The following is a 22,023-nucleotide window of genomic DNA, read 5'->3' as shown; positions in this document are numbered from 1 at the left end:
GTTTTTATGATTCAAAATGATTTGGCTTTTATTTTTCCAGGACAAGGCTCACAAACAGAAGGCATGCTCAGTGATGTGAAAGATCATCCTGTGGTGGCTGCAACGTTAGCAGAAGCAAACGAAGCATTGGGCTTTGATTTAAGCACCATTATTTTGGAAGGCTCAAAAGAAGAATTGAGCAAAACTGTGATCACGCAACCGGCTATTTTAACGGTGAGCATTGCATTGTGGCGCTTGTGGTGTGAATCCACAGAAGTTCGTCCACAATTTTTAGCCGGTCACAGCTTAGGTGAATACTCAGCGATGGTGGCGGCAGGCGTTTTATCGTTTAAAGATGCTGTGCAATTGGTGTCTAAACGTGCATCATACATGCAAGAAGCCGTGCAACCAGGTGAAGGCGCAATGGCTGCGATTTTAGGCATGGATGATGCCGCAGTGGTTGCCTTGTGTGAAGAAGCGGCCCATGGCGATGTTTTATCAGCGGTGAATTTTAACTCACCCGGTCAAGTGGTGATTGCAGGTACAGCTGCTGCGGTTGAACGCGCAAGTGTTTTGGCCAAAGAAAAAGGCGCACGTAAAGCGATGCCATTGCCTGTGTCTGTGCCTTCTCATTGTATGCTGATGAAACCTGCGGCAGATCGTTTAGCTGTGGACATGGCAGCATTGACTTTTAATGCACCAAGCATTGCAGTCTTACACAATGTGGACGTACAAAGCCACACAGATGCACAAACCATTAAAACGTGCTTAATTGAGCAGCTGTATCAACCAGTGCGCTGGACAGAAACCATCGAAGCGATGGCCAAAGCTGGTGTGACGCGTTTAGTTGAATGTGGCCCAGGTAAAGTATTAACAGGCTTAAATAAGCGCATTGATAAGGGGCTCACCTCTTATAACATTGACAGTGAAGCAACATTGAATGAGGTTGTAGAGAATTTTGCGTCGAATTAATATTCCACAAATTGCCCTCGGTGCAACATCGGTTGCATTTTTAGCAGCATTCTTTTTTGGTGGTAAAGATTTAATTTTTGCCACGAAAGTTCTACTCATCAGCGCAATTGTTGCGGCTGCAGCTTGCGTTGTGTGTTATCGTCAAACGAATATGAAAACTTGGGGCATGCTGATCAGCTTGTTATTGTTTTCAGGTTTGACGGTCTATTTTGACAATGAAGCCTTCATTAAATGGCGGCCAACGGTGATCAATGCAGTGCTCTGTATTGCTTTGTTGGTGATGTATTTTTCTAAAACGATGCCATTTAAATACTTCTTTGCCAAGCATTTAGAGCTCAATATTCCTGATCATGTTTGGCTCAAACAAAACTTGATTTGGATGACCTATTTCTTCATCAGCGGGCTCATTAACACTGCATTGGTGGTGATGAATGTGTCAAATGAAGGTTGGGTGCTCTACAAAACCGTGATTGGCCCAATTTTAGCCACAATTTTCTCATTGGTGATGATCGGTTATCTTTACCGTGAGAACAAAAAACACAATCAAGCAAAGGAGTCATAAGCATGAATGTTCAAAGAGTTGAGCGCATTGAAGCGTTACTTCGTGAAAATTTATCCCCAGAGTTCCTTGAAATTGAGGATGATAGCCACCATCATGCAGGACATGCTGGCGCACAAAATGGTGCAGGCCACTTCTCTGTGAAGATCTGTTCGCGTGCATTTATTGGGCAAACCCCCATCAAACGTCACAGAATGGTCTATGCAGCGTTAGCGTCAATGATGGACAGCGACATCCACGCATTGAGTATTGATGCAACCGTTCCGACAGAATAAGGACATGATTATGAAAAAAACATTGATTAGTGCAGCATTGGTAATGAGCAGTTTTGTAGGCGCAAGCTTTGCCCAAACATTCGAAGTGCCAGATCCTGTGGCGATTGTTGATGGTAAGCCTTTGTCTAAAGCAGCGTTTCAAGCAGCCATTGAACCGGTTGTGGGTACGGATGATTTATCTTTTTTACAAAACTCACAGCAGCTCAATGATTTGATTGCACAATATGCATTGCAAGAAAAATTGGCCGCTAAAGCGAAAAAAGAACAGTTAGATGAAACCCCTGAGTATAAAAAATTCATCGAACATGCAGAGCGTTTAGGTTTATCCCAAGCGTATTTGAAAAAAACATTAGACAGCATTCAGATCTCAGATGATGAAATGAAAGCTGAATATGACAAACAAGTCAAAGCCCTTGATAAAAATGAGTATCGCGCGGCGCACATTTTAGTGGATTCAAAAGAAGAAGCCGATAAAGTGCTTGCTGAGTTAAAAGCGAAGAAAAAATCTTTGTCTTTTGCAGAGGCTGCGAAGAAATACTCTAAAGATCCGGGCTCAAAAGCAAATGGCGGTGAACTTGGTTGGTTCCGTGCACAAGTGATGGTGCCTGAATTTGGTGAAGCGTTACAAACCATGAAGCCAGGTGAGGTGTCAGCTGAACCTGTGAAAACACAGTTTGGTTACCACATCATCAATTTAGAAGAAGTGCGTGAAACCCCTGTAGCCACTTTAGATGAGTCTAAAGATCGCATCAAAGAATCCCTCACAGAGCAAAAGCTTCGTGATAAAATTGAAGCGATTCAGCAAAAAATTAAAATCGAGTATAAAGCGCAATAAGCATTGCTTGAGTCAATGACACCGAAAAGCCTGAATCCTTGATTTGGGCTTTTTTATTGAATAACACAAGGAGCAGCGAGTGGATTTTTTAGCCAACTATTTTTTATTTTTCCTAAAGCTCACCACCATTGTTGTGGCATTGGTGATGATTTTGATTGTGCTCAAAAGTGGCCGTGATTTAAAAAAGAAAAAAGGGGAGATTCAGTTTGATGATCTCTCAGATGCTTTTGAAGAATTAAAAGCATCTTATCAAGATTTGATTGAGGATGAAGCGGTAGAGGATCTACAAAAGCCACATAAAAAATGGTGGCAGTTTTGGAAAAAATCGCAAGAAGCGGCCGACTCTGAGAAAAAACCACAACCTAAGCTCTTTGTGATCGATTTTGATGGTGATACCGCTGCACACGCTGCACAAAACTTAAAGCAAGAAGTGAATGCCGTGCTCAGTGTGGCAAAAGCTGAGGATGAAGTGTTGGTGCGTTTGACAAGCCCAGGTGGCGTTGTGAATGGTTATGGTTTAGCCGCAGCGCAGCTTGAACGCTTTTCTGCCAAACAACTCAATTTAACGGTTGCGGTGGATGAAGTGGCAGCCAGCGGCGGCTATTTAATGGCATGTGTGGCGGATCGCATTGTGGCGGCACCGTTTGCCATCATCGGTTCCATTGGCGTTGTGGCGCAGTTGCCAAATTTCCATCGCTTATTGGAAAAATACAACATTGATTATGAGCAATTCACAGCCGGTAAATATAAACGCACCGTTACGATGTTTGGCGAAAACACAGAAGAAGGGCGCGAGAAGTTCAAAGAAGAGCTAGAAGATGTGCATGTAATTTTCAAAGAGTATGTGGCCAAGCATCGCCCACAAGTGGACATTGAGAAAATTGCTACGGGTGAACATTGGCTCGGTTCTCAAGCATTGAATTTAAACCTTGTGGATGCGTTGCAAACCAGTGATGATTATTTATTGTCGAAATTGACAGATTTTCGCGTGATTCATGTGGCGTATGTGGAGCGTAAAAGCCTACGCAGCGGCATGTTGAAGATGTTGGCGAAATTACAATCGCGTTTTTCGTACTGATATGATTGTTCAAGTTGCGGTGCCATGCCCGCTGTATTCGCTCTTTGATTATGAAATGGCGGTGGAAACAGCGCCCATTGGTCATCGTGTGAATGTGCTCTTTGGTCCACGGCGCGTGGTGGGCATTGTGGTGGGCACGGTTGAAAAAAGCGAATATGATCGGCTTAAAACAGCAGAATGCTTGGATGAATCTGCCGCGTTTACCGAGGATTTATTGCGCCTTGGGCAATGGATTGCCAACTATTATCATGCGCCCATTGGGCTTGTGTACCGCATGATGCTCCCACAAAAGCTCCGTAAGCTTGAGCTCTATCAGCGCAGCGTCGTGACGCTTCTGACACTCAGTGAGCAGTATCAAACATGGATGGCGAACAATGCGGGCAAAACTGCAAAAGTGACGCTGTTAGAAACGCTCAGTCCTGTAGTGCCCATTGAACGCACAGCGTTTTTTAAAGCGCACAGTGCACTTAAATCCCATGAGAAATTGTTGTTAGATGAAGGCGTCATCATTCATCAATCGGCGTATGCGCCAGCGGTGGATCATTCAAATCATGCCTTTCCTCCCTTGCCATATGTGCTTAATACTGAGCAGCAAACGGCCGTCGATGCATTACAGCTGAAACAATTTTCCACCACGGTATTAGAAGGCGTGACAGGCTCAGGGAAAACGGCTGTTTATTTAGAATGGGTGAAAAAAGTTTTAGCCGCAGGGCAGCAAGTGCTGATTTTAGTGCCAGAAATTGGCCTAACGCCGCAATTCATTGAGCGTGTGGAACGCATTTTAAACATTCCGTTTGTGGTGGTGCATTCTGAGGTCAATGAAACGCAAAAAATGGCAGCGTGGGAGGCAGCGCGCCATCATACGGTGCCGTTGGTGATTGGCACACGCTCAGCGCTCTTTACGCCGTTTGATAATTTAGGGCTCATCATCATTGATGAAGAGCATGATGGCTCTTATCGTCAGCGTGATACGGTGCGTTATTCTGCTCATGATGCTGCCATTACGCGTGCCCATTTTTTAAAGATTCCCATTATGCTCGGTTCAGCGACCCCCATTTTAGAAACGGTGAATAATGTGGCACGCGGACGTTATCAGCATCTATCCTTAGCTTCGCGAGCAAAAGGTGCACCGCCAAAATGGTCAGTTGTGGACATGAATGAAGCGATGGTGATGGATGGCTTGTCCTCTGAGCTGTTAGATGCCATTGAAGAGACATTAGCGCGCAAAGAGCAGGTGATCATTTATATCAATCGTCGTGGTTATTCGCCTGTATTGATGTGTGAATCCTGCGGTTGGGTGCCAGAGTGTACGGCATGCCAATACCGTTTGACGGTGTACCGAAAATCCCACAGTTTGCGCTGCCATCATTGTGGGCACCGTGAACGTTTACCGCAGACGTGTCCATCGTGTGACAGCCATCTGTTAAAAATGATGGGGCAAGGCACGGAGCGCATTGAAAAAGCATTGTCTGATGCATTTCCGCAGGCGAATGTGGTGCGCTTTGATCGTGATCAGCTGCGCACAAAAAATGCCTTTGCGGCGGCTGTGAATGATGTGATCGATGGCACAGCAGACATCATCATCGGCACACAAATGATTGCGAAAGGTCATGACTTTGCAAAAGTGACCTTGGTGGGCATGCTGGATATTGATGGCATTTTGTATTCGTCTGACTTTCGTGCGGAAGAGAAATTGGCGCAAACGTTAATGCAAGTCTCAGGCAGAGCAGGGCGCGATGTGTCTCATGGCCGCGTGATGATTCAAACCCATTTTCCCGATCATGCACTGTTTACAGAGCTTGCGAAAGTGGGATATGGCAAATTTGCCAAAACTTTATTGGCGCAGCGTGAAGACTTTGAGTTTCCACCCTTTGCCCATCAAGCATTGTTTCAGGTGGAAGGGGTGAATGAAGCCGAAACATTGCGGCGCTTTGAAGCATTGATGGCCTTCATTGAAGGGCAAAATTGCCCCATCACCATCACGCCCGTTTATCCGAATGCTTTGTCAAAACGGCAGAATTTTTATCGTTTTTATGTGGTGCTGCAAAGTGCGGATCGCCGAGTGCTGCATCAATGGATTGATTATGTGATGGCAGTGGCGGCTCAGCAGTTGCCAAGCCACATTCGCCATTTTTGTGAGATTGATCCTTGGGATTTTGATTAGTTGTACCAAGGGCGATAATAGCGCGGCCCAAAACGTGGACCCCAAAGCCAAGGATCATCATCCCAAGGCTCAAAGCGTTGATTGGTCCATGTGCGGTAATCATCGGCGGTCATCTCGACAATTGTCATCGGGTTGCCGGCAATGTCTAGTGATTGCACTTCTTTGACAGGGCCAAGTGCTGCTAAGCGATCACCAATGGTGAGATCATAAAAGTTGATTTGCACAGACATTGGAATGTTCACAAAAATGCGTGCATTTTGTTGATTGGTGCCGGCTTCTGGGTAACCTGAAGCATTGATGTGCCGTGCCACAAGCTCAATTTGTCGCTTAGCACGATCAATGGTGACGATCTGCCCGCCAAGATAAGCCATTTGTCCGATCACCTCTTTTTTCGGGAGATCAGCGATCGCCTCATAACGCAGTGCGTTGCTTGCATTTGCTTGATTGACTAAGAAATTTGAAGCACAGCCTTGTAAGAGTAACAGGGTTGCGATGAGCCAATATTTTTTCATGCTGTCACCTTATGAATCAATTCATGAGAGAATTCCATCATAGCAAATTTATGCAAAAAACGGCGTCAATGGTATAGTGGTGCGTTTAAAATTCTAACAATCATGCACAAACTATGAGAAACGAACCATCAAACCACACAAATAGAAGACCATACAATCAACGCTCAAATCGCGCAACTTATGGGCAAAATAGACGCGCTTCGCCACCAGTAAAGCCTAAACGCTTGTTGAGCAATGCATTAAAAATGATTTATTATCTGTGCGCATTGACCGTGACAAGTGCGGGCGTTTACACCTTTTATGTTCAGTATGGCATCACATGGTTACCGATTGTGTATGGCGTTGCGAGCGTCATTACGCTGATTTTATACGCAAAAGATAAGAAAGCAGCCCGTACAGAACAATGGCGCGTGGCAGAAAACACGCTACACCTTTTTGAGTTATTCGGTGGTTGGGTGACAGCATTTTGGGCGCAATGGTTTTATCGCCATAAAACTCGCAAGGTGAGTTATCAAGTGGTATTTTGGGGCATTGTGACATTGCATTTACTGTTTTGGTCAGACGTTTTATTCTTTAAAATGCAAGGCATTCAAACCATCGTGGAGTTTGTGAATCTCAATTTGCCTGACAATTTACGTGTGTGGGAAAAACAACCAGCGCAAGGTTATGAATTTTCGATGCCTAATGGCACCATTGAATGGGCGAAGTGATCACGCCTCTTCAAAGCGCACTAAACCTTCGAGCACTAAGTGCTTATGGACATAAAACTGCGTATTTGGTGGCAATACAGGCGTCAGAATGGATTTAAGCCATTCTGCGCGGCCACCGGATAATACAATGGCTTCAATGTGCGGCAATGTTTGATACAGCGCGAGCACTGAGCCGACAATCGCGTAATGAATGCCTGAAGAGATGCATAAGCTTGTATTGTGCCCTAATTCACTGGTGTAGGGTAAATCTGTAATGTCGCGAATCGCCGTATCTTTAATGAGGGCATCGCGCAGGGATTTAATGCCAGGCAAAATCATGCCACCTTCAAATTCCCCTTCTGCGGTTAAATGATCAACCGTAAGCGCTGTGCCCAAATCTATCACCAAAGAAGATTGATGATAGAGATCCCAAGCGGCAATGAGAGCCAACCAACGATCCACGCCAAGTGCTTTCGGCTCATAATAAGTATTCGTAACGCCAAGGGCAGAGGCTTGTGATGTTGCAATCACAGGCTCTAAATCCGTATTCTCTTTGAGAATTTCCACAAGCAGATGCAGGCGCTCTTTTTGTGTGACGGAAGCAATTTTAATGTTGTCTGGCTTAGGATACGCCTCAAAAAGCTGCGGAATGAACGTCGGCAGCGCCGCATAATCTAAAAATTGATGATCCGATAACCCATTTGCCTCGTCATATAAGGCGAATTTAATGCAAGTGTTACCACAATCAAACAGAAATTTAGGCATAGGCACGCAGCGAAAGCTCTCCGGAAAAATAGTGCGAAACAGTATCATCTTCATGTTGAATCAGAAGCGCACCGTTATCTGCAATGCCCACTTCTGTCCCAATAATTTCGCGCAGTGGAGAGAACAGGCGCACTTTTTGATGATACAGGGCGCTGTTGTGGTTCCATTGCTCAACGATATTGGGCACATTGAAGGACTCATAATCATCTCTGAGTTTAGAGATGATCTCAATAAAATCAACAATAATTTGGTTGCGGTCTAAAGAGTGACCAAGCACTTCATAAATGGAAGTGGGGCGATTTTGTGTCACGCTGTCATCGGCAAGCGGTAAGTTATTGAGGCCAATGCCAATGATCATCTCCACATCGTGCTCTGATCTTGCGTGCGTTTCGATCAAAATTCCCGCCAATTTTGCGCCATCGACCCAAATGTCATTCGGCCATTTGATTTTCGCGGGCACATTTTGGCGCTGTAAATATTCCACCAATTGAATGCCAAGTGCAGGGCTAAAGCTTGTGAGATTGGCAAGGGCTTGCGCTTTAAATTGGATGCGCATCGAAAAATAGAGATTGCGCGCTAAAGGGGAAATCCACACTTTGCCATTGCGACCGCGACCTTGCGATTGCATCTCGCTGACCATCACCAGTGATTGATTGAGGGGTAATTTTGCAATCTCTTCATTGGTGGAACCGACATCTAACAGCACAATGACATCGTCAATGGTGCCAGAAGGCAAGCGGCTTAAAATCGCATCACGATTTAAAGGAATGTAGGGAAAACGCGCTTTATAACCTTGTCGGCCAATGGTTTCAACAAGGTGGCTACTTTTGAGCTCATTGATGGCTTTCCAAATGGCTTGGCGCGTCACATTAAAGCGCTGCGCTAAGGCTTCGCCACTGTGTAATTCGCCGGTTTGAAGCAAGTAAAAGAGTTCTTTTGCAAGTGGGGACATAAATTTTTCTACAGTCAATAAAAGAAAAAAGTGCCAACAAGCACTTTTCTCTGTGTCACTACATCTGTCTTAGCTGAAGAAAACTACAGAAAAAACAGCGATATAACCAACAATACATAGCGTCCAAATAATGGTAAGAGGTAATTGGTTTTCAATAAATTTCATCATACATCCTCCGATGCCATAAGCGTTATAAAACTTTGATAATAGCATGCGCTGCTAATGTTATATTATACTCGTTTAAGGCGGCAATACAAATTCTGCCCGTATCTAAGATGTATAGACCTTCTTCACTGCGCAGCTTTTCTGCTTGTGCTTTTGTTAAGCCTGAATAGCTGAACATGCCTTGTTGGGCTTTAATGAAGCTGAAATCTTTTTTCGTTTGACCTTGATTGAGCAGTGCCACAAATTTTTCACGCATGGCGTGAATGCGTTGGCGCATTTCGCTCAGTTCATCAAACCATTCTTGGCGAAGGGTCGGATTGCTCAATACGTGACCCACGATTGCCGCACCAAATGCAGGTGGGGATGAGTAGTTTGCACGCACCATTTTTTTCAATTGTGAGGTGACGCGCACTTGTTCATCACTCGATGTGGTCACCACAGACAATGCACCGACGCGCTCGCCATATAAGGAGAAGGATTTAGAAAATGAGTTGGCGATCAATACAGGTAAACCTGCATTGGTCATGATGTGGATCGCTTTGGCATCTTCTTCAACGCCTTTGGCAAAACCTTGATATGCCATATCTAAAAATGGAATCAACTCTTTTTCTTTAATGAGCTGGGTAAGCGCTGTCCACTGTGCTTCATTTAAGTCCGCACCGGTTGGGTTATGGCAACATGCATGTAAAATTAAGATGTCATTTTTTGGCAATGTTTTGCAGTAATCCACCATGGCTTCAAAATTCACGCCGCCTGTGGCTTCATCAAAATAAGGGTAAGCTTTAACCGTAAAACCTGCCCCTTTAAAGATGGCTTTGTGATTGTCCCACGTTGGGTCAGACACATGCACGGTTGGCAATTTATCTTTAAACAATTGGCTTAAGAAATCTGCGCCCACTTTTAATGCACCGGTGCCACCTAATGTTTGCACAGTGGCTAAGCGGTTTTCTGCAATCACAGAATGATGCTCTTGAAACAACAAACGCTGAACAGATAAGTTATACGTTTGTAAACCATGCATTGGCAAATAGATGTGTGGTTTTTCTTCTGCAAAAAGCGCCGCTTGGGCTTTTTTCACCACATTAAGCACTGGCACTTTTCCATTTTCATCGGCATAAATACCGATGGTGAGGTTAATTTTATCCTCGCGTGGATCTTGTTTGAATTTTTCCACCAATCCTAAAATAGGATCATCCGGTGCCAATACAACATCATTGAAAACGCTCATATCGATTTCCTTATTAATAAACATCGTGAGATTTTACGAAAGCGGCCACACCCACAATAATGTTGGTGTAACGGTGATAAGAATTAATATATCTAAAATTAAGCCAACACGCCAATAATCACCAAATTGATAACCGGCAGGCCCCATCACTAAGGTGTTTGAATGATGGCCAATCGGTGTATTGAAGGTGCAGGAGCTCGCAATGGCAATGCCCATCAAATAAGCATCGGGATTGTGGCCAAGCTGTTGAGAAACGCCATAGGCAATCGGACACATGATCATTGCGGCGGCTGAGTTGTTGATGATGTCCGTCATCGCTAAGGTGATGACCAAAATGGCACCTAAAATGAAAATGTCTGGTAGATCACCAATCAAACCCACCAATTTTGCGGCCAAGATTTCTGTGGCGCCCGTTTGTTGAAGGGCAGCGCCCACTGTAATGAAACAGCCTAATAACATGATTAAAGGACCTTCTTGGCTGCGGTACACATCGCGAATGGGTAAAAGCTTAAAGATCACCAATAAAAAGACCGCCAATGGAAAGCTGATTTGTGGTGGCAATGTTTGTGTGGCCACCAAAATGATGGAAGCTGTGAAGATGAGCAAAGTTGGCATTAAGCGGTAAGAGGCTTTGAGGCTAATGTCGCGTTCAGCGAGCGGAAAGCAGCCTAAATAACGCAAGGTGTCTGGCAATTCATCGGCATGACCTTGCACTAACAGCACATCGCCCACTTTTAATGTGATGCGGCTAAAGCGCTTACGGATGTTTTCACCTTGACGGGCAACACCAATGACATTGAGGCCATATTTTTCTCTAAACTGAAGATCAGATAAGGTGTGATCCGCCATGCGCGAACCAGGGTTGATCACCACTTCAAGCACTTCTAATTTATCGTGGGGAATGTTTTTATTGGCGCTGCTGCGTGTGAGATTGAGCCCTGTTAATAACTCTAATTGCTTGAGTTCTTCAGGTTGCCCTTCAAGCAATAAAGTATCATTGGCGCGAATCAACTCTTCTTGGCTTGGGGCGATGATGCGGCGCGCACCACGAATGATCACCACCACTTTGACGGTATTTTCAGAGATTTCCTCTAAATCCGCCACCGTTTGATCGGCAATTTTATTGCCTTGTTCCACTTTGGCTTCGAGGAGATAATTATCCGTGGTGAATTTATTGTGGGCGCTTTCTGAGCGGCGATTGGGAATCAATCGCCAGCCAAATGCAGCTAAATAGATGAGCCCCACAATGGTGATCACGATGCCTGTGGGCGCAAAGTCAAACATGCTAAAGGCTTTTAACCCGATGGATTCACGATAGTTTGAGACAATGAGGTTAGGCGGCGTCCCGATCACGGTAATTGTACCGCCTAACAGGGAGGCAAACGCCATGGGCATCAATACCTTAGCTGGTGAAATGTCATAGCGCTGACACAGCTGAATGGCAATTGGCATGATGAGGGCAAGGGCACCAACGTCATTCATAAAGGCAGAGAAAAATGCCACAAGCCCAGCCAATGTCAGAATCAGCATCGATGGGCTGCTTGAAAAATAACTCAATCGCTTTGATAAATGATAGGTGATGCCCGTTTTACCAATGGCGAGACTGAGCACCAAAACAGATGCAACAGAAATCACCGCAGGATGGCTAAAGCCTTTAAAAGCATCCGGAATTTGCACAATGCCCAAAATAACGAGTGCGAGCAGAGCACCAAGGGCCACAAAATCATAACGAATGCGCCCGGATAAAAAGGCTAAAAATGCCAAAATGAGCACCGTCAAAGCGGCCAACTGATCATTGGTCAAATAGGGAATAAGCTGTACATGGAGATAATTGAGCATCGCAAATCCTAACGTAGACGTTTTTGTATCAAACGATGTTGTAATGAGGTTTGTGGATCAATGGTGACGGCTTGATGGTAGTGACCGGTTTCACCCTCTAAACACCAGGCACTTTGATCCTCTAAGCACCACAATAACCCTTCTTCAATTAATTGTTCACGAATCACTTTATCAAAAATGGGCACCGCAATCTCTATGCGACGAAAGAAATTGCGATTCATCCAATCTGCACTTGAAATATAAGTGTGATCTTTGCCGCCATGATAAAAGTAATACACGCGTGAATGCTCTAAAAAGCGCCCGACAATGGAGCGCACGCGAATGTTTTCAGAAAGCCCAGGAATGCCAGGTTTTAAGGCGCAAGCACCACGTACAATCAGATCAATTTCAACGCCCACTTGAGAGGCATTGTAAAGGGCAGTGATGACAATCGGTTCCATCAACGCATTCATGCGTGCCACAATGCGCCCTTTGCGGCCGGCTTTGACTTCATTCATCTCAAATTCGATCTCTTCTAATAAACGATCAATGAAGTTAAAAGGCGATTGCCATACGGTTTTGAGTTTCGGGATTTTCGCAAGGCTCGAGAGGTTTAAAAAAATCTCCGAGATGCTTGCCGTGATCTCTTTATTTGAGGTCAATAAGCTGAAATCAGTGTATAAGCGCGCATTGCCTTGATGATAATTGCCCGTGCCTACGTGCGCATAACGGCGCAGATAATTTTCGCCTTTATGATTTTTCTGTTCACGGATCACAAGGAGCATTTTTGCATGCGTTTTATAACCAAACACGCCATAGACAATTTTAACGCCGGCTTCTTCTAAGCGCGATGCCCACGATAAATTGGTGGCTTCATCAAAACGCGCCATCAATTCCACCACCACATTGACCTCTTTACCAAGGCGAGCGGCGCGTACCAATAATTCCATCAATTCAGAATCATCGCCTGTGCGATACACTGTCATGCGAATGACGCGCACATCAGGATCTTCAGACGCTTCGCGTAAAAAATCCACCACCGGTAAAAATCGATCATAAGGATGATGGAGCAAGATGTCTTGGCGATCAATTTCGCTAAAAGCATCGCGGCGCTTTTCCCAACGATCAGGGATGTGGCGCTCAATGGGCTCAAAGACTAAATGTGGTTTTTTATCAATGTAATCGAGCACATTATAGATTTGGGAAAAATCAAAATAATGGGGCAGTGCATAGAGATCTTCGGGGGCTAAACCAAATTCTTTGAGCAACAGGTGCTTTAAGTGAGTCGGGCAACTGTCATCAATCTCTAAACGCACCGCATGCCCAAAGCCGCGCTGTTTCAACTCACCACGCAGCGCTTGATGTAAATTGGTCAGCTCTTCTTTATCAATGTATAAATGGCTGTTGCGGGTGGCTCTGAATTGATAGAGCCCAAGGATCTCAAGCCCTGGAAAAATGTCCGACACAAATGCCGCCATCACAGATTGGATGGTGGTCAATTGCGTGCTGCCATCTTCGGAGGGTAGCTCAATGATGTGGGGTAAATTCTCAGGAATGGGCAAAATGGCAGTGTCAATGTTGCGGCCATAAGCATCCACGCCTTTGAGATCCACAATGAAATTTAAGGATTTATTGGTGATGTGTGGAAACGGATGCGCCAAATCCAAGGCAATGGGTGTAAACACAGGCAGCATGTTTTGCATGAATAGATGATACAGCCATTCATGTTGTGCATCGCTCCACTGATTTTCATCAAGCAAGGTAATGTGCTCATGCGCCAATAAGGGCAGTAAATCATCAAAAAAGAGTCGATGTTGCTCTTTGGTGATGTAAAGGGCATATTGCTGAATACTTAAGCGCCATTCGTGCGCCGATTGATTCTCCACGCGGTCAAGCCCTGATTGAATCTGCTCTTGCATGTTTGCCATGCGCACTTCAAAAAATTCATCAATGTTTGAGGCCACAATGGCGATGAATTTTAAGCGTTCTAACAGCGGCAGTTGTGGATTTTTCGCTTGTGCAAGCACGCGTTCTTGGAATGCAAGAATCGAGCGCTCCCGATTGATGAGCGGCACAGAATGCGGTGTGAGCATGCTAAGAGAAGTATCCACAACGACCTACTTATGATGAGTTAAAGAACAACGCATTATAATAACTGACCTATTGCGTCACTTGCAATGTATAGGTGAGGGCTTGTTGTGCTTTTGCAGGCACAATGATCTGCCAATTTGCTTGATCACTGCCTTGCGTTGTCACGGCGATGGATGATGCTGTCACTTGCCAAGTATTAAAGGGAATAAAATCGCTGTAATCGACGGTCACGGCTTCATCTTTGGCATTGTTAAACACCACTTCATAGCTGTATTGCGTGGTCTCTTTACTAATCTTGGTGACCTTGGTGCGTTTTTTCGTTAAAGAGACATCAAAAGCTTGTCCCGTGGCCACTTTAAACACCTCATTTTCTGCCGTGTGCTGAATGCTGTCTTCGCCCACTAACAATGCATTGCCAGATTGATCATTTTTATACATGCGGAGGATGCCTTTAGGCAAAGGCATGCCTAAATGGTTCTCTTGGCTGTTTTTAAAGCGGTAAAGGATGCTCGCTTTTAAGTTTTGTCCTTCAGCGGTGGTGGCATCAAAATATTGATTGAATTGATACGTTTTTTGTACGGGCACGTGGCTGGCATTTAACAGCGCCACTTGCTTGGTTTGCTGGTTGTTTAAGTCCGTTTTAAAGGGGATTTTATAGAGATGATAATCACTGAATGCTTCGCTTTCGGGCATCGTGTCCATCTCCATCATGGCAACAGGCATGGCAGATTTATACATTGGGCGCACCATGTTTTGTTGCACTTGATGGATGTCACCGGCCACCAATTGTAGATGGGCATTTTTAAAGCTGGTGCCGCTTTGATTGTTTAATGTGATGAGTCCTGAGAGATCCACAAAGGTTTCATCCGGTGACAGCGTTGCTGTGTAATCCGCACGCCAACTGAATCCACCACTTAAATAGGTGAGCTGCACTGTGTTGTTGCCGGCGCGTTCACTGTTGAGCACCATGGATAAGGTGGGGTGGCTGCGCAAATTTGTGGGCAGGGACGAGAAGGCAAAATTGTCTAAATTGCCCACTTCGATGCGATCGGCAAATTGTACGATCGGTTGGCCATTGTTGGATAAAAGGGTTGCTTGTTCACGCGTGGTTTTCCCCGTTTGAGGGTCGCGGGTGATCACTTCAATGGTTTGCCCAACGCTTTTGTCTAATAAAGTTTGTGGGGAGAGCAGATCGTAATCAAAGTTTTGTTCGATCACGTTAAAAGGCATGTCAGACAGTGAGGTTAAGTGTGCAGTTTCTGGGCGAATGTGTGCTGAGACATGTTGCATCTCAAGGCGATTGAGGCCGCTTGTCATGGGAACGGTGCGTGTATCATTGATTAAAGCGAGTGCATCATTATAAATGGTGATGGAAAGCGCTTCTCGTTGCTGATCTTGACTGATGATCACGGAAGAATCAGCGAATGCTGAGGTGGACAATAAAACCATTGCGGCAAGTGGGGCAGACTTCAATCGACTCATGATGCACTCCTTAAATGGATAATAGTGGGTTGATTATACCTGTACAAACAAAGAAAAAGCACAGGAACTGTGCTTTTTCTCAAAGATTAATGGCGTGTGATGACCCTATTTTTTCTCAGGGGCATCATCTTCCACGATGATCTTAAAGCGGCTCTCTTCAGGTTCGCTTTTTGGAATCACAACGGTTAAATCTTCTTCAACGCTGAGGGTGGCTTTAGGTGCAGCAGGTGCTGTGACCACTTCATCTTCCACCACGATTGTGGGTTCAATCACGTCTGCGACATCTTTTTCTTCAGGCGCACTTTTTTCTTCTGGTGTGTCCACAATGGTGTGTTGAATCACAATTTCCGGCTCAACTTCAGCCGTTGCCGTAACATTGGTGGTTTCAACGCTTGGCGTGTGCTCAATGATGATCTCTTCCACAGCTTCTGTGGCAGCTTCTACCGCAGCGTCCACTTTTGCTTCCACTTGATCAACCACTTCCGTCACGCGATCAGAAGTCGTTTGAATGGCTTCAACTACGGTCGCGACAGGTTCTGCTTCGATCACCGCTTCAACCGCAGCTTCAACTTTAGCGGGTACAGCTTCAATCACAGTTTCAGCCACAGCATCGGCCACCACAATCACTTCAGGCTTTGCAGCTTTTGGGGCTGTTTCTGCTTTTGGTGCTGGCGCTGTATCTGCTGGCGTCATGGTTTCAGGTGCAGCCTCTTCAACACGAGGACGACCCTTACGCACACGGCGCTTACGAGTTTCGCCATTGACTTCAACTTCTACAAATTCAGGACGTGGCGTGCGTTCTTGTTTCACCGCATCATTGCCTTTGTCTTGCTTGTTGTTTCTGTCCGTGCGTTCAGCACGTGGGGCACGCTCTTGTTTTGCAGGCTTTTCTGAAGTTTCAGGTGCATCATTTTTTACGTCAGTTTTTGCATCACCTGTGTTTTGGTTGTTGCGATTGCGTGAGCGGCGATTGCGAGATTTAGGTGCTTCACCATTGTCACGGTTTTCACGCGGTTCGCGATTCTCACGCGTTTCATTGGTGTTGCGTTTCTCTTTTGTCTCAGCTTTATCGGCAGGCTTGTCACCATTTTTTCCAGAAAAATCAGGGCGATCTTCCGTAATGCGTGTCACTGTGGCAATCTCATTGTGCTCAGGGGCATTTGCACGCGTTGTCACACGGCGATTGCTCTTGCGGCGCGGATTAGTGCGTTGGCGCTGTTTAGGTTGCTCACTGCGTTTAACCGTCTCTTTTTTCGCTTCTTCAGGATGACTGAGTAAGGATTTTAACCAATCCACAATCATCTGCCAAAGGGTGGGTTGCGCTTCAACCGGCTTTTCAACCACAGGTGGCGGCGTTGCTGGCACCATGTTGCTCACCACAGGGATGTTCTTTTGTGGCTTTGCAGGGTTGTATGCTTGATTGACAAGCGCTTCGTTCGATGGTTGCTCAATGATGCTGTGCTCATTGCTCACTTTGTTGTTCAACAATGCTTGATCTGAACGATGGCGTGAGATTTCAAAATGTGGCGTTTCTAAGTTTTGATTTGGAATCATCACAATGCGTACATTGAGGCGATTTTCGATGCTTGACACATCTTCGCGTTTTTCATTCAACAAGAAGATGGATACATCCACTGGCAATTGCACGATGATTTCGCTGGTGCGCTCTTTTAAAGCTTCTTCTTCAATGAGGCGAAGCACTTCTAAGGCCAATGATTTGATGTTGCGAATTGTACCGTGACCCGAACAGCGTGGGCACACAATGTGTGTGGTTTCATCTAACGATGGACGAAGACGCTGACGAGACATTTCTAATAAACCAAAGCGTGAAATGTGCCCGGTCTGAATGCGTGCGCGGTCTAATGATAAGGCTTCATGAAATGTGCGTTCCACTTGGCGTTGATGATCTGACTCGAGCATGTCGATAAAGTCGATGACCACTAAACCACCTAAGTCACGCAATTTCAATTGACGAGCAATCTCTTCTGCGGCTTCTAAGTTTGTGTTTAATGCCGTCTCTTCAATGTCAGCTCCGCGGGTTGCACGGCCTGAGTTGATGTCAATGGAGATCAAGGCTTCTGTATAGTCGATGACCAAAGCACCGCCGGATGGCAATTTCACTTCACGTTGGTAGGCAGATTGAATTTGGTTTTCAATCTGATAACGGGTGAACAATGGAATTTGATCTTCATAGAGTTTAATTTTTGGGCGAATTTGTGGCATGGTTCTGCTCACAAACAGTGCCGCTTCTTCAAAAATCTCTTTGTTGTCGATCAAGATTTCACCGATGTCATTGCGATAGTAATCGCGTAGGGCACGGATGATGATGTTGCTCTCTTGATAGATCAAAAACGGGGCTTTCTCTTCAGAGGCAGTTTTAATCGAACCCCATAAGGTTAAGAGGTAATCTAAGTCCCATTGTAACTCTTCGGCTGTGCGGCCAAGGCCAGCGGTGCGCACAATGACGCCCATCTCTTCAGGAATGGTTAAGTGGCTCATCGCTTCACGAATGGCCACGCGCTCTTGACCTTCAATGCGACGGGAAACACCGCCCGCTTTAGGGTTATTTGGCATTAAGACTAAGTAACGACCGGCCAATGTAATGAACGTGGTGAGTGCTGCGCCTTTATTGCCGCGCTCTTCTTTTTCCACTTGGATGATCACTTCCATGCCTTCTTTTAAGGCTTCTTTGATGGAAGGCTTAGAGAGACTTTTTGCCTCTTCTGTATAGTATTCTTTGGACACTTCTTTGAAAGATAAAAAGCCGTGACGCTCTGCACCATAGTCCACAAAACACGCTTCTAATGAAGGTTCAATGCGGGTGATGACGCCTTTATAAATGTTGGCTTTTTTCTGAATGTTCGTTGCGTTTTCAATGTCTAAATCGTATAAGCGTTGGCCATCCACTAACGCGACGCGCGTCTCTTCGGGTTGGCTCGCATTAATTAACATGCGTTTCATTCTCTTCTCCAGGCCTTTGCAATGAGCATCACAGAGATCACTCTATAATTCTCAATAATATAATGTACGCCATCATTTATTAATATGGTTAGTGATGCACGCAGTGATTGATATTAGTGCTGTCATGTCTCTTGTCGTGGCCAAATTTTTTAAATTCTGAAAAATGCACACCATTTTTTGAGCACAGCTCAACCCATCCATCACAAAGGATGGATAGGCAATGATGTGTGAAATTTGTGAGTGATCATTCAAAAGATTTATTGAGCGTTTCTCATCGCTTCTTGAGCACCTGCGGTATCTCCTTTTGCTTGACGAGCAGAAGAGATGACGCGCCAATTCTTATTGACTAAATCTTGATTACCTTTAGCAAAGCTGATGGACTTGTTTGCTAACTGTTCAGATTGTTCATATTTTCCTTGGTGCAGGCGAATCTGTGCTAAATCGTACCAAATACTTGCGTTGTTTGGTTCTAATCTAACAGCACGATTCAATGCAGTGGCAGCTCTTTCTAATTGGTTGGCTTTAACAGCTGAATTTGCCTCATCTAAGAGAGATTGCACCGCATTGTTTTGATTCTGTGACGGTTTGTACGTTCCTTTATCTGCCGATGCAGTGGTTGTGCTCTGGCCAGGAATCATCGGCGCATTTGGCGCGTAGGTTGGCTGTTGAGTGGTTGTGGGTTTTGGTGCAGAAACGGGTGCTTGCGCTGTATTTGGAAAGACAGGGGCTTGCGGCGCGTTCGGCGCTTTAGGGGTTTCTACAGGGAAGCCTGAGGATTGGTCCATCGGGTACGATGGGAAGCGCACTTCATTGGTACCGCCATAAGGTGTGGCTTGTGCAGCGGGTGCACTGCCATCATCTAAAGGAATGCCGCTAGGAATGGCGCCAGACGTTGAAGATGCCGGTTGGTTAGGTAACGGGCGGACACGCGCACCACCATCGGTGCGAGAGGTACAGCCACTGATGACAATAAGCGCTAATATTAGAAAGGTGGTAGTTCTCACTATATTTTCCTATATAACGATGTTTTAAATTGGGTTAGATCTCAAAAATCAGAACCGCTAATTTATCACAAATTCAGTAAAACGAGTAGCTGCATTATTGCGGATATCCACTATTGAAAATCATCAAAGTTGAATTCGCCAAATGCATCATCGAAGTTAAAATCAGTGTCCGGTGGATAAAAATCACAATCCCCAGGATACGTAGGTTGATAGCCACGAATGAAAGGTAATGTCATGGTTTTCATATCAGGGCAAGCATAATTTGGTGGTGGTAAGCCCGTTGCCGTGTTGATGCGCACATTGACAATGTCTTTAGGTGGCGTGTTTGAAATGTCCTCTAAAATGAGGTTTTTCATGGCAGCAGCCCAAACAGGCAAGCCACCTGTGGCGCCACCAACGCGGCCAACAGGTGTGTTGTCATCTTTCCCAACCCACGCAACGGCTGTACGATCACCCGAGAAACCTGCAAACCATGCATCGCGGTAGTTGTTTGTCGTCCCTGTTTTACCTGCCACGCGTGCTTTGATGCCAGCGCGGCGTAAACCACCGCCTGTGCCTGCATCCACAACATTTTGCATTGCGCGTGTGATGAGGTAGTTCGGTCCTGGGAAAATCGCTTGTTTCGGTGCCACTAAGTTTTGTGCCAGCACCGTGCCATCTGTTTGTGTCACTTCACGGATCGCTTTTAATGGAATGTAATAACCATCATTGGCAATCGTTGAGTACATTTGCGTCACATCAAACACCGTGATGTCAATGGCGCCAAGCAAGGTTGATGGCACCGCAGGGAAGTTGTATTCAGTCGGATTTAAACCTAAGCGATATAACGTATCAATCACGCTGTCAACGCCCACATCTAACCCTAAACGAATGGTGGGGATGTTGTATGATTTTGCCAAAGCTGTGATGAGTGGAATCCAACCATGCAAACGGCGATCATAGTTTTTCGGTGACCATTTTTTGCCGCCTGAGTTCATCTCAAAAGGCGTTTCATCGTCTAACAATGTGGCCAAAGAGAAGCGCTGCGGCTCTTCTAACGCACGCAGATAAATGAAGGGTTTAATGAGTGAACCAATTTGACGTTTAGCGCTCAATGCACGGTTAAAGCCCGCTTGACGCACTTGACGATCGCCCACTAAAGCTTCCACTTCACCGGTATTGTTTTGCGCGATGATGATGGCGGCTTGAATATTTTTCACGCCGCGTGTTTTTTCAATCACGGGCAATGTGTCAATCACTGCTTTTTCTGCATAGGTTTGCACAATCGGATCAAGCGTGGTGAAGACTTTTAAGCCTTCAGTGGTTAAATCTTCACTGGCATATAACTCTTTGAGCTGGCGGGTCACTAAATCCACAAAGGCTGGATATTTTGTGATGCCAGAAGAGGGCGCTTGTTCTAACACATCAAGCGGCTCTTGCTTTAAGGCTTCCACTTCTGCTTCTGAGAGAAGATTTTGTTTGGCCATCACATCTAACACTAAGTTGCGGCGTTTCAGGGCAAGTTTAGGGTTCTTGCGTGGATTATACGCCGAAGGACTTGGAATCACGCCCACTAATGTGGCAATGTTGTTAATGCTGAGTTCTGTGACGGGTTTACCAAAGAAAAATTCGCTCGCAAGCCCAAAGCCATGAATGGCGCGTGCACCATCTTGACCTAAATAGATCTCGTTCATATACGCTTCAAGCACATCATCTTTCGGATAGCGCCAGTCGATGATGAGGGCATAAAACATCTCTTGAATCTTACGCTCATACGTTTGTGCGGGCGTTAAGAAATAGTTTTTGATGAGCTGTTGGGTTAATGTTGAGCCGCCTTGTTCTTTGCGTCCCGCCTTCATGTTCGCAACCATCGCACGAATGATGGCTTTAGGATTGACGCCCATGTGATCGTAAAACTGGCGATCTTCCATCGCAAGTAACGTATCCACCAATAATTGAGGGATTTCTTCGCGCTTTAATAAAATACGATCTTCATTGTGGGCAGGATAAATGGAGGCAATGTGTAAAGGTTCCACGCGAATCAAGTCAATTTTCTTGGCTTGATCTTCTTGGTTGCTCTTTAAATCTTTAACCGTATTGCCTGCAATGGTCACTTGAATTTTTTGTGCAGGATCGTGTTGATCGCTGTAAGTGAATTCACGTAAGTAGATATTAATGGTGCCATCTTTATCGTTATATGTGCCCGGTTGATTGAGCTGGGCGGTCTTTTTGTAATGGAGCATTTCAAGCTCAAGCAATAGATCCGCTTTTTTAATGGGTTTACCCACATACAACTCTAAAGGACGCGCATAAACACGCGCAGGAATCGACCAACTGCGATCCTCAAATTGTGTGCCCAATTCTTGATTGGTTTTGATGAGATAATAAAAGAAAATGGGGACCATTAAAAATGCACCACCCACGATCATATAAATGACAAGGCGCAAGAAATAACGCAGGGCTGCGTTGATCCTTGATCCAACTGTTCTTTTCTTGAGCGTTAATTTCATGATAA

At 45.3% G+C, this 22,023-nt stretch carries 17 protein-coding genes; 7 read left to right on the top strand and 10 right to left on the bottom strand.

Annotation, left to right across the window (positions count from 1 at the left end):
- Positions 1-9: 9 nt before the first annotated feature.
- The 6 genes from fabD to B143_RS0107500 all read left to right on the top strand — a co-directional run bounded on the left by fabD (position 10) and on the right by B143_RS0107500 (position 5,862).
- Complete coding sequence (gene fabD, locus B143_RS0107525; protein ID WP_416236265.1) at positions 10-951, top strand: ACP S-malonyltransferase; 942 nt, start codon at positions 10-12, stop codon at positions 949-951.
- Positions 938-1,513: an inner membrane-spanning protein YciB gene (locus tag B143_RS0107520; protein ID WP_008315560.1), complete on the top strand. Its 576-nt coding sequence runs from the start codon at positions 938-940 to the stop codon at positions 1,511-1,513. Before fabD ends, B143_RS0107520 begins: the two co-directional genes overlap by 14 nt.
- A 2-nt stretch (positions 1,514-1,515) precedes the next feature.
- Complete coding sequence (locus tag B143_RS0107515) at positions 1,516-1,785, top strand: BolA family protein (protein WP_018122810.1); 270 nt, start codon at positions 1,516-1,518, stop codon at positions 1,783-1,785.
- Positions 1,786-1,795: 10 nt separating this feature from the next.
- A complete protein-coding gene (locus B143_RS0107510; RefSeq protein ID WP_018122809.1) occupies positions 1,796-2,620 on the top strand; it encodes a peptidylprolyl isomerase in 825 nt (274 codons plus the stop codon).
- 79 nt (positions 2,621-2,699) lie between these two features.
- Complete coding sequence (gene sohB / locus B143_RS0107505) at positions 2,700-3,698, top strand: protease SohB (protein ID WP_018122808.1); 999 nt, start codon at positions 2,700-2,702, stop codon at positions 3,696-3,698.
- 1 nt (position 3,699) lies between these two features.
- Positions 3,700-5,862, top strand: coding sequence for a primosomal protein N' (locus B143_RS0107500; protein WP_018122807.1), 2,163 nt, complete (start codon positions 3,700-3,702; stop codon positions 5,860-5,862).
- On the opposite strand, the gene B143_RS0107495 is transcribed toward B143_RS0107500, so the two are convergent.
- Complete coding sequence (locus B143_RS0107495) at positions 5,859-6,374, bottom strand: Slp family lipoprotein (RefSeq protein ID WP_018122806.1); 516 nt, start codon at positions 6,372-6,374, stop codon at positions 5,859-5,861. The genes B143_RS0107500 and B143_RS0107495 overlap by 4 nt on opposite strands.
- 245 nt (positions 6,375-6,619) lie before the next feature.
- Here B143_RS0107495 and B143_RS0107490 point away from each other — a divergent pair, with 245 nt between their 5' ends.
- On the top strand, positions 6,620-7,084 hold the full coding sequence (locus tag B143_RS0107490) for a DUF1294 domain-containing protein (RefSeq protein WP_018122805.1): 465 nt from the start codon (positions 6,620-6,622) through the stop codon (positions 7,082-7,084).
- Here the strand turns inward: B143_RS0107490 and B143_RS0107485 are convergent, their stop codons facing one another.
- The 9 genes from B143_RS0107485 to mrcB all read right to left on the bottom strand — a co-directional run bounded on the left by B143_RS0107485 (position 7,085) and on the right by mrcB (position 21,913).
- On the bottom strand, positions 7,085-7,828 hold the full coding sequence (locus B143_RS0107485) for a type III pantothenate kinase (RefSeq protein ID WP_018122804.1): 744 nt from the start codon (positions 7,826-7,828) through the stop codon (positions 7,085-7,087). It lies immediately after the preceding gene.
- Positions 7,821-8,780: a biotin--[acetyl-CoA-carboxylase] ligase gene (locus tag B143_RS0107480; protein WP_018122803.1), complete on the bottom strand. Its 960-nt coding sequence runs from the start codon at positions 8,778-8,780 to the stop codon at positions 7,821-7,823. The genes B143_RS0107485 and B143_RS0107480 overlap by 8 nt, the downstream gene beginning before the upstream one ends.
- Before the next feature lie 190 nt (positions 8,781-8,970).
- Positions 8,971-10,173 carry an amino acid aminotransferase gene (locus B143_RS0107475; RefSeq protein ID WP_018122802.1) on the bottom strand — a complete coding sequence of 401 codons (1,203 nt, stop codon included), beginning with the start codon at positions 10,171-10,173 and terminating at the stop codon, positions 8,971-8,973.
- Between the two features lie 33 nt (positions 10,174-10,206).
- Positions 10,207-12,012, bottom strand: a complete 1,806-nt coding sequence (locus tag B143_RS0107470; RefSeq protein WP_018122801.1) for an SLC13 family permease — start codon at positions 12,010-12,012, stop codon at positions 10,207-10,209.
- Positions 12,013-12,020: 8 nt separating this feature from the next.
- Positions 12,021-14,102 (bottom strand): polyphosphate kinase 1, encoded by a 2,082-nt coding sequence (gene ppk1 / locus B143_RS0107465; protein ID WP_248647514.1) that lies wholly within the window; start codon positions 14,100-14,102, stop codon positions 12,021-12,023.
- Between the two features lie 49 nt (positions 14,103-14,151).
- Complete coding sequence (locus B143_RS0107460) at positions 14,152-15,564, bottom strand: DUF4139 domain-containing protein (protein ID WP_018122799.1); 1,413 nt, start codon at positions 15,562-15,564, stop codon at positions 14,152-14,154.
- Between the two features lie 105 nt (positions 15,565-15,669).
- Complete coding sequence (locus tag B143_RS0107455) at positions 15,670-18,525, bottom strand: Rne/Rng family ribonuclease (RefSeq protein ID WP_018122798.1); 2,856 nt, start codon at positions 18,523-18,525, stop codon at positions 15,670-15,672.
- A gap of 257 nt (positions 18,526-18,782) precedes the next feature.
- Complete coding sequence (locus B143_RS0107450) at positions 18,783-19,529, bottom strand: tetratricopeptide repeat protein (RefSeq protein ID WP_018122797.1); 747 nt, start codon at positions 19,527-19,529, stop codon at positions 18,783-18,785.
- Between the two features lie 110 nt (positions 19,530-19,639).
- Positions 19,640-21,913, bottom strand: coding sequence for a penicillin-binding protein 1B (gene mrcB, locus B143_RS09750; protein WP_051063864.1), 2,274 nt, complete (start codon positions 21,911-21,913; stop codon positions 19,640-19,642).
- Positions 21,914-22,023: the final 110 nt, after the last annotated feature.

The sequence above is a fragment of the Wohlfahrtiimonas chitiniclastica DSM 18708 genome, from assembly GCF_000375345.1.
GTDB classification, from domain to species: Bacteria; Pseudomonadota; Gammaproteobacteria; order Cardiobacteriales; family Wohlfahrtiimonadaceae; genus Wohlfahrtiimonas; species Wohlfahrtiimonas chitiniclastica.
Note: the sequence above shows the minus strand (reverse complement) of the source record. Positions and strands in the feature narration are given on the sequence as shown.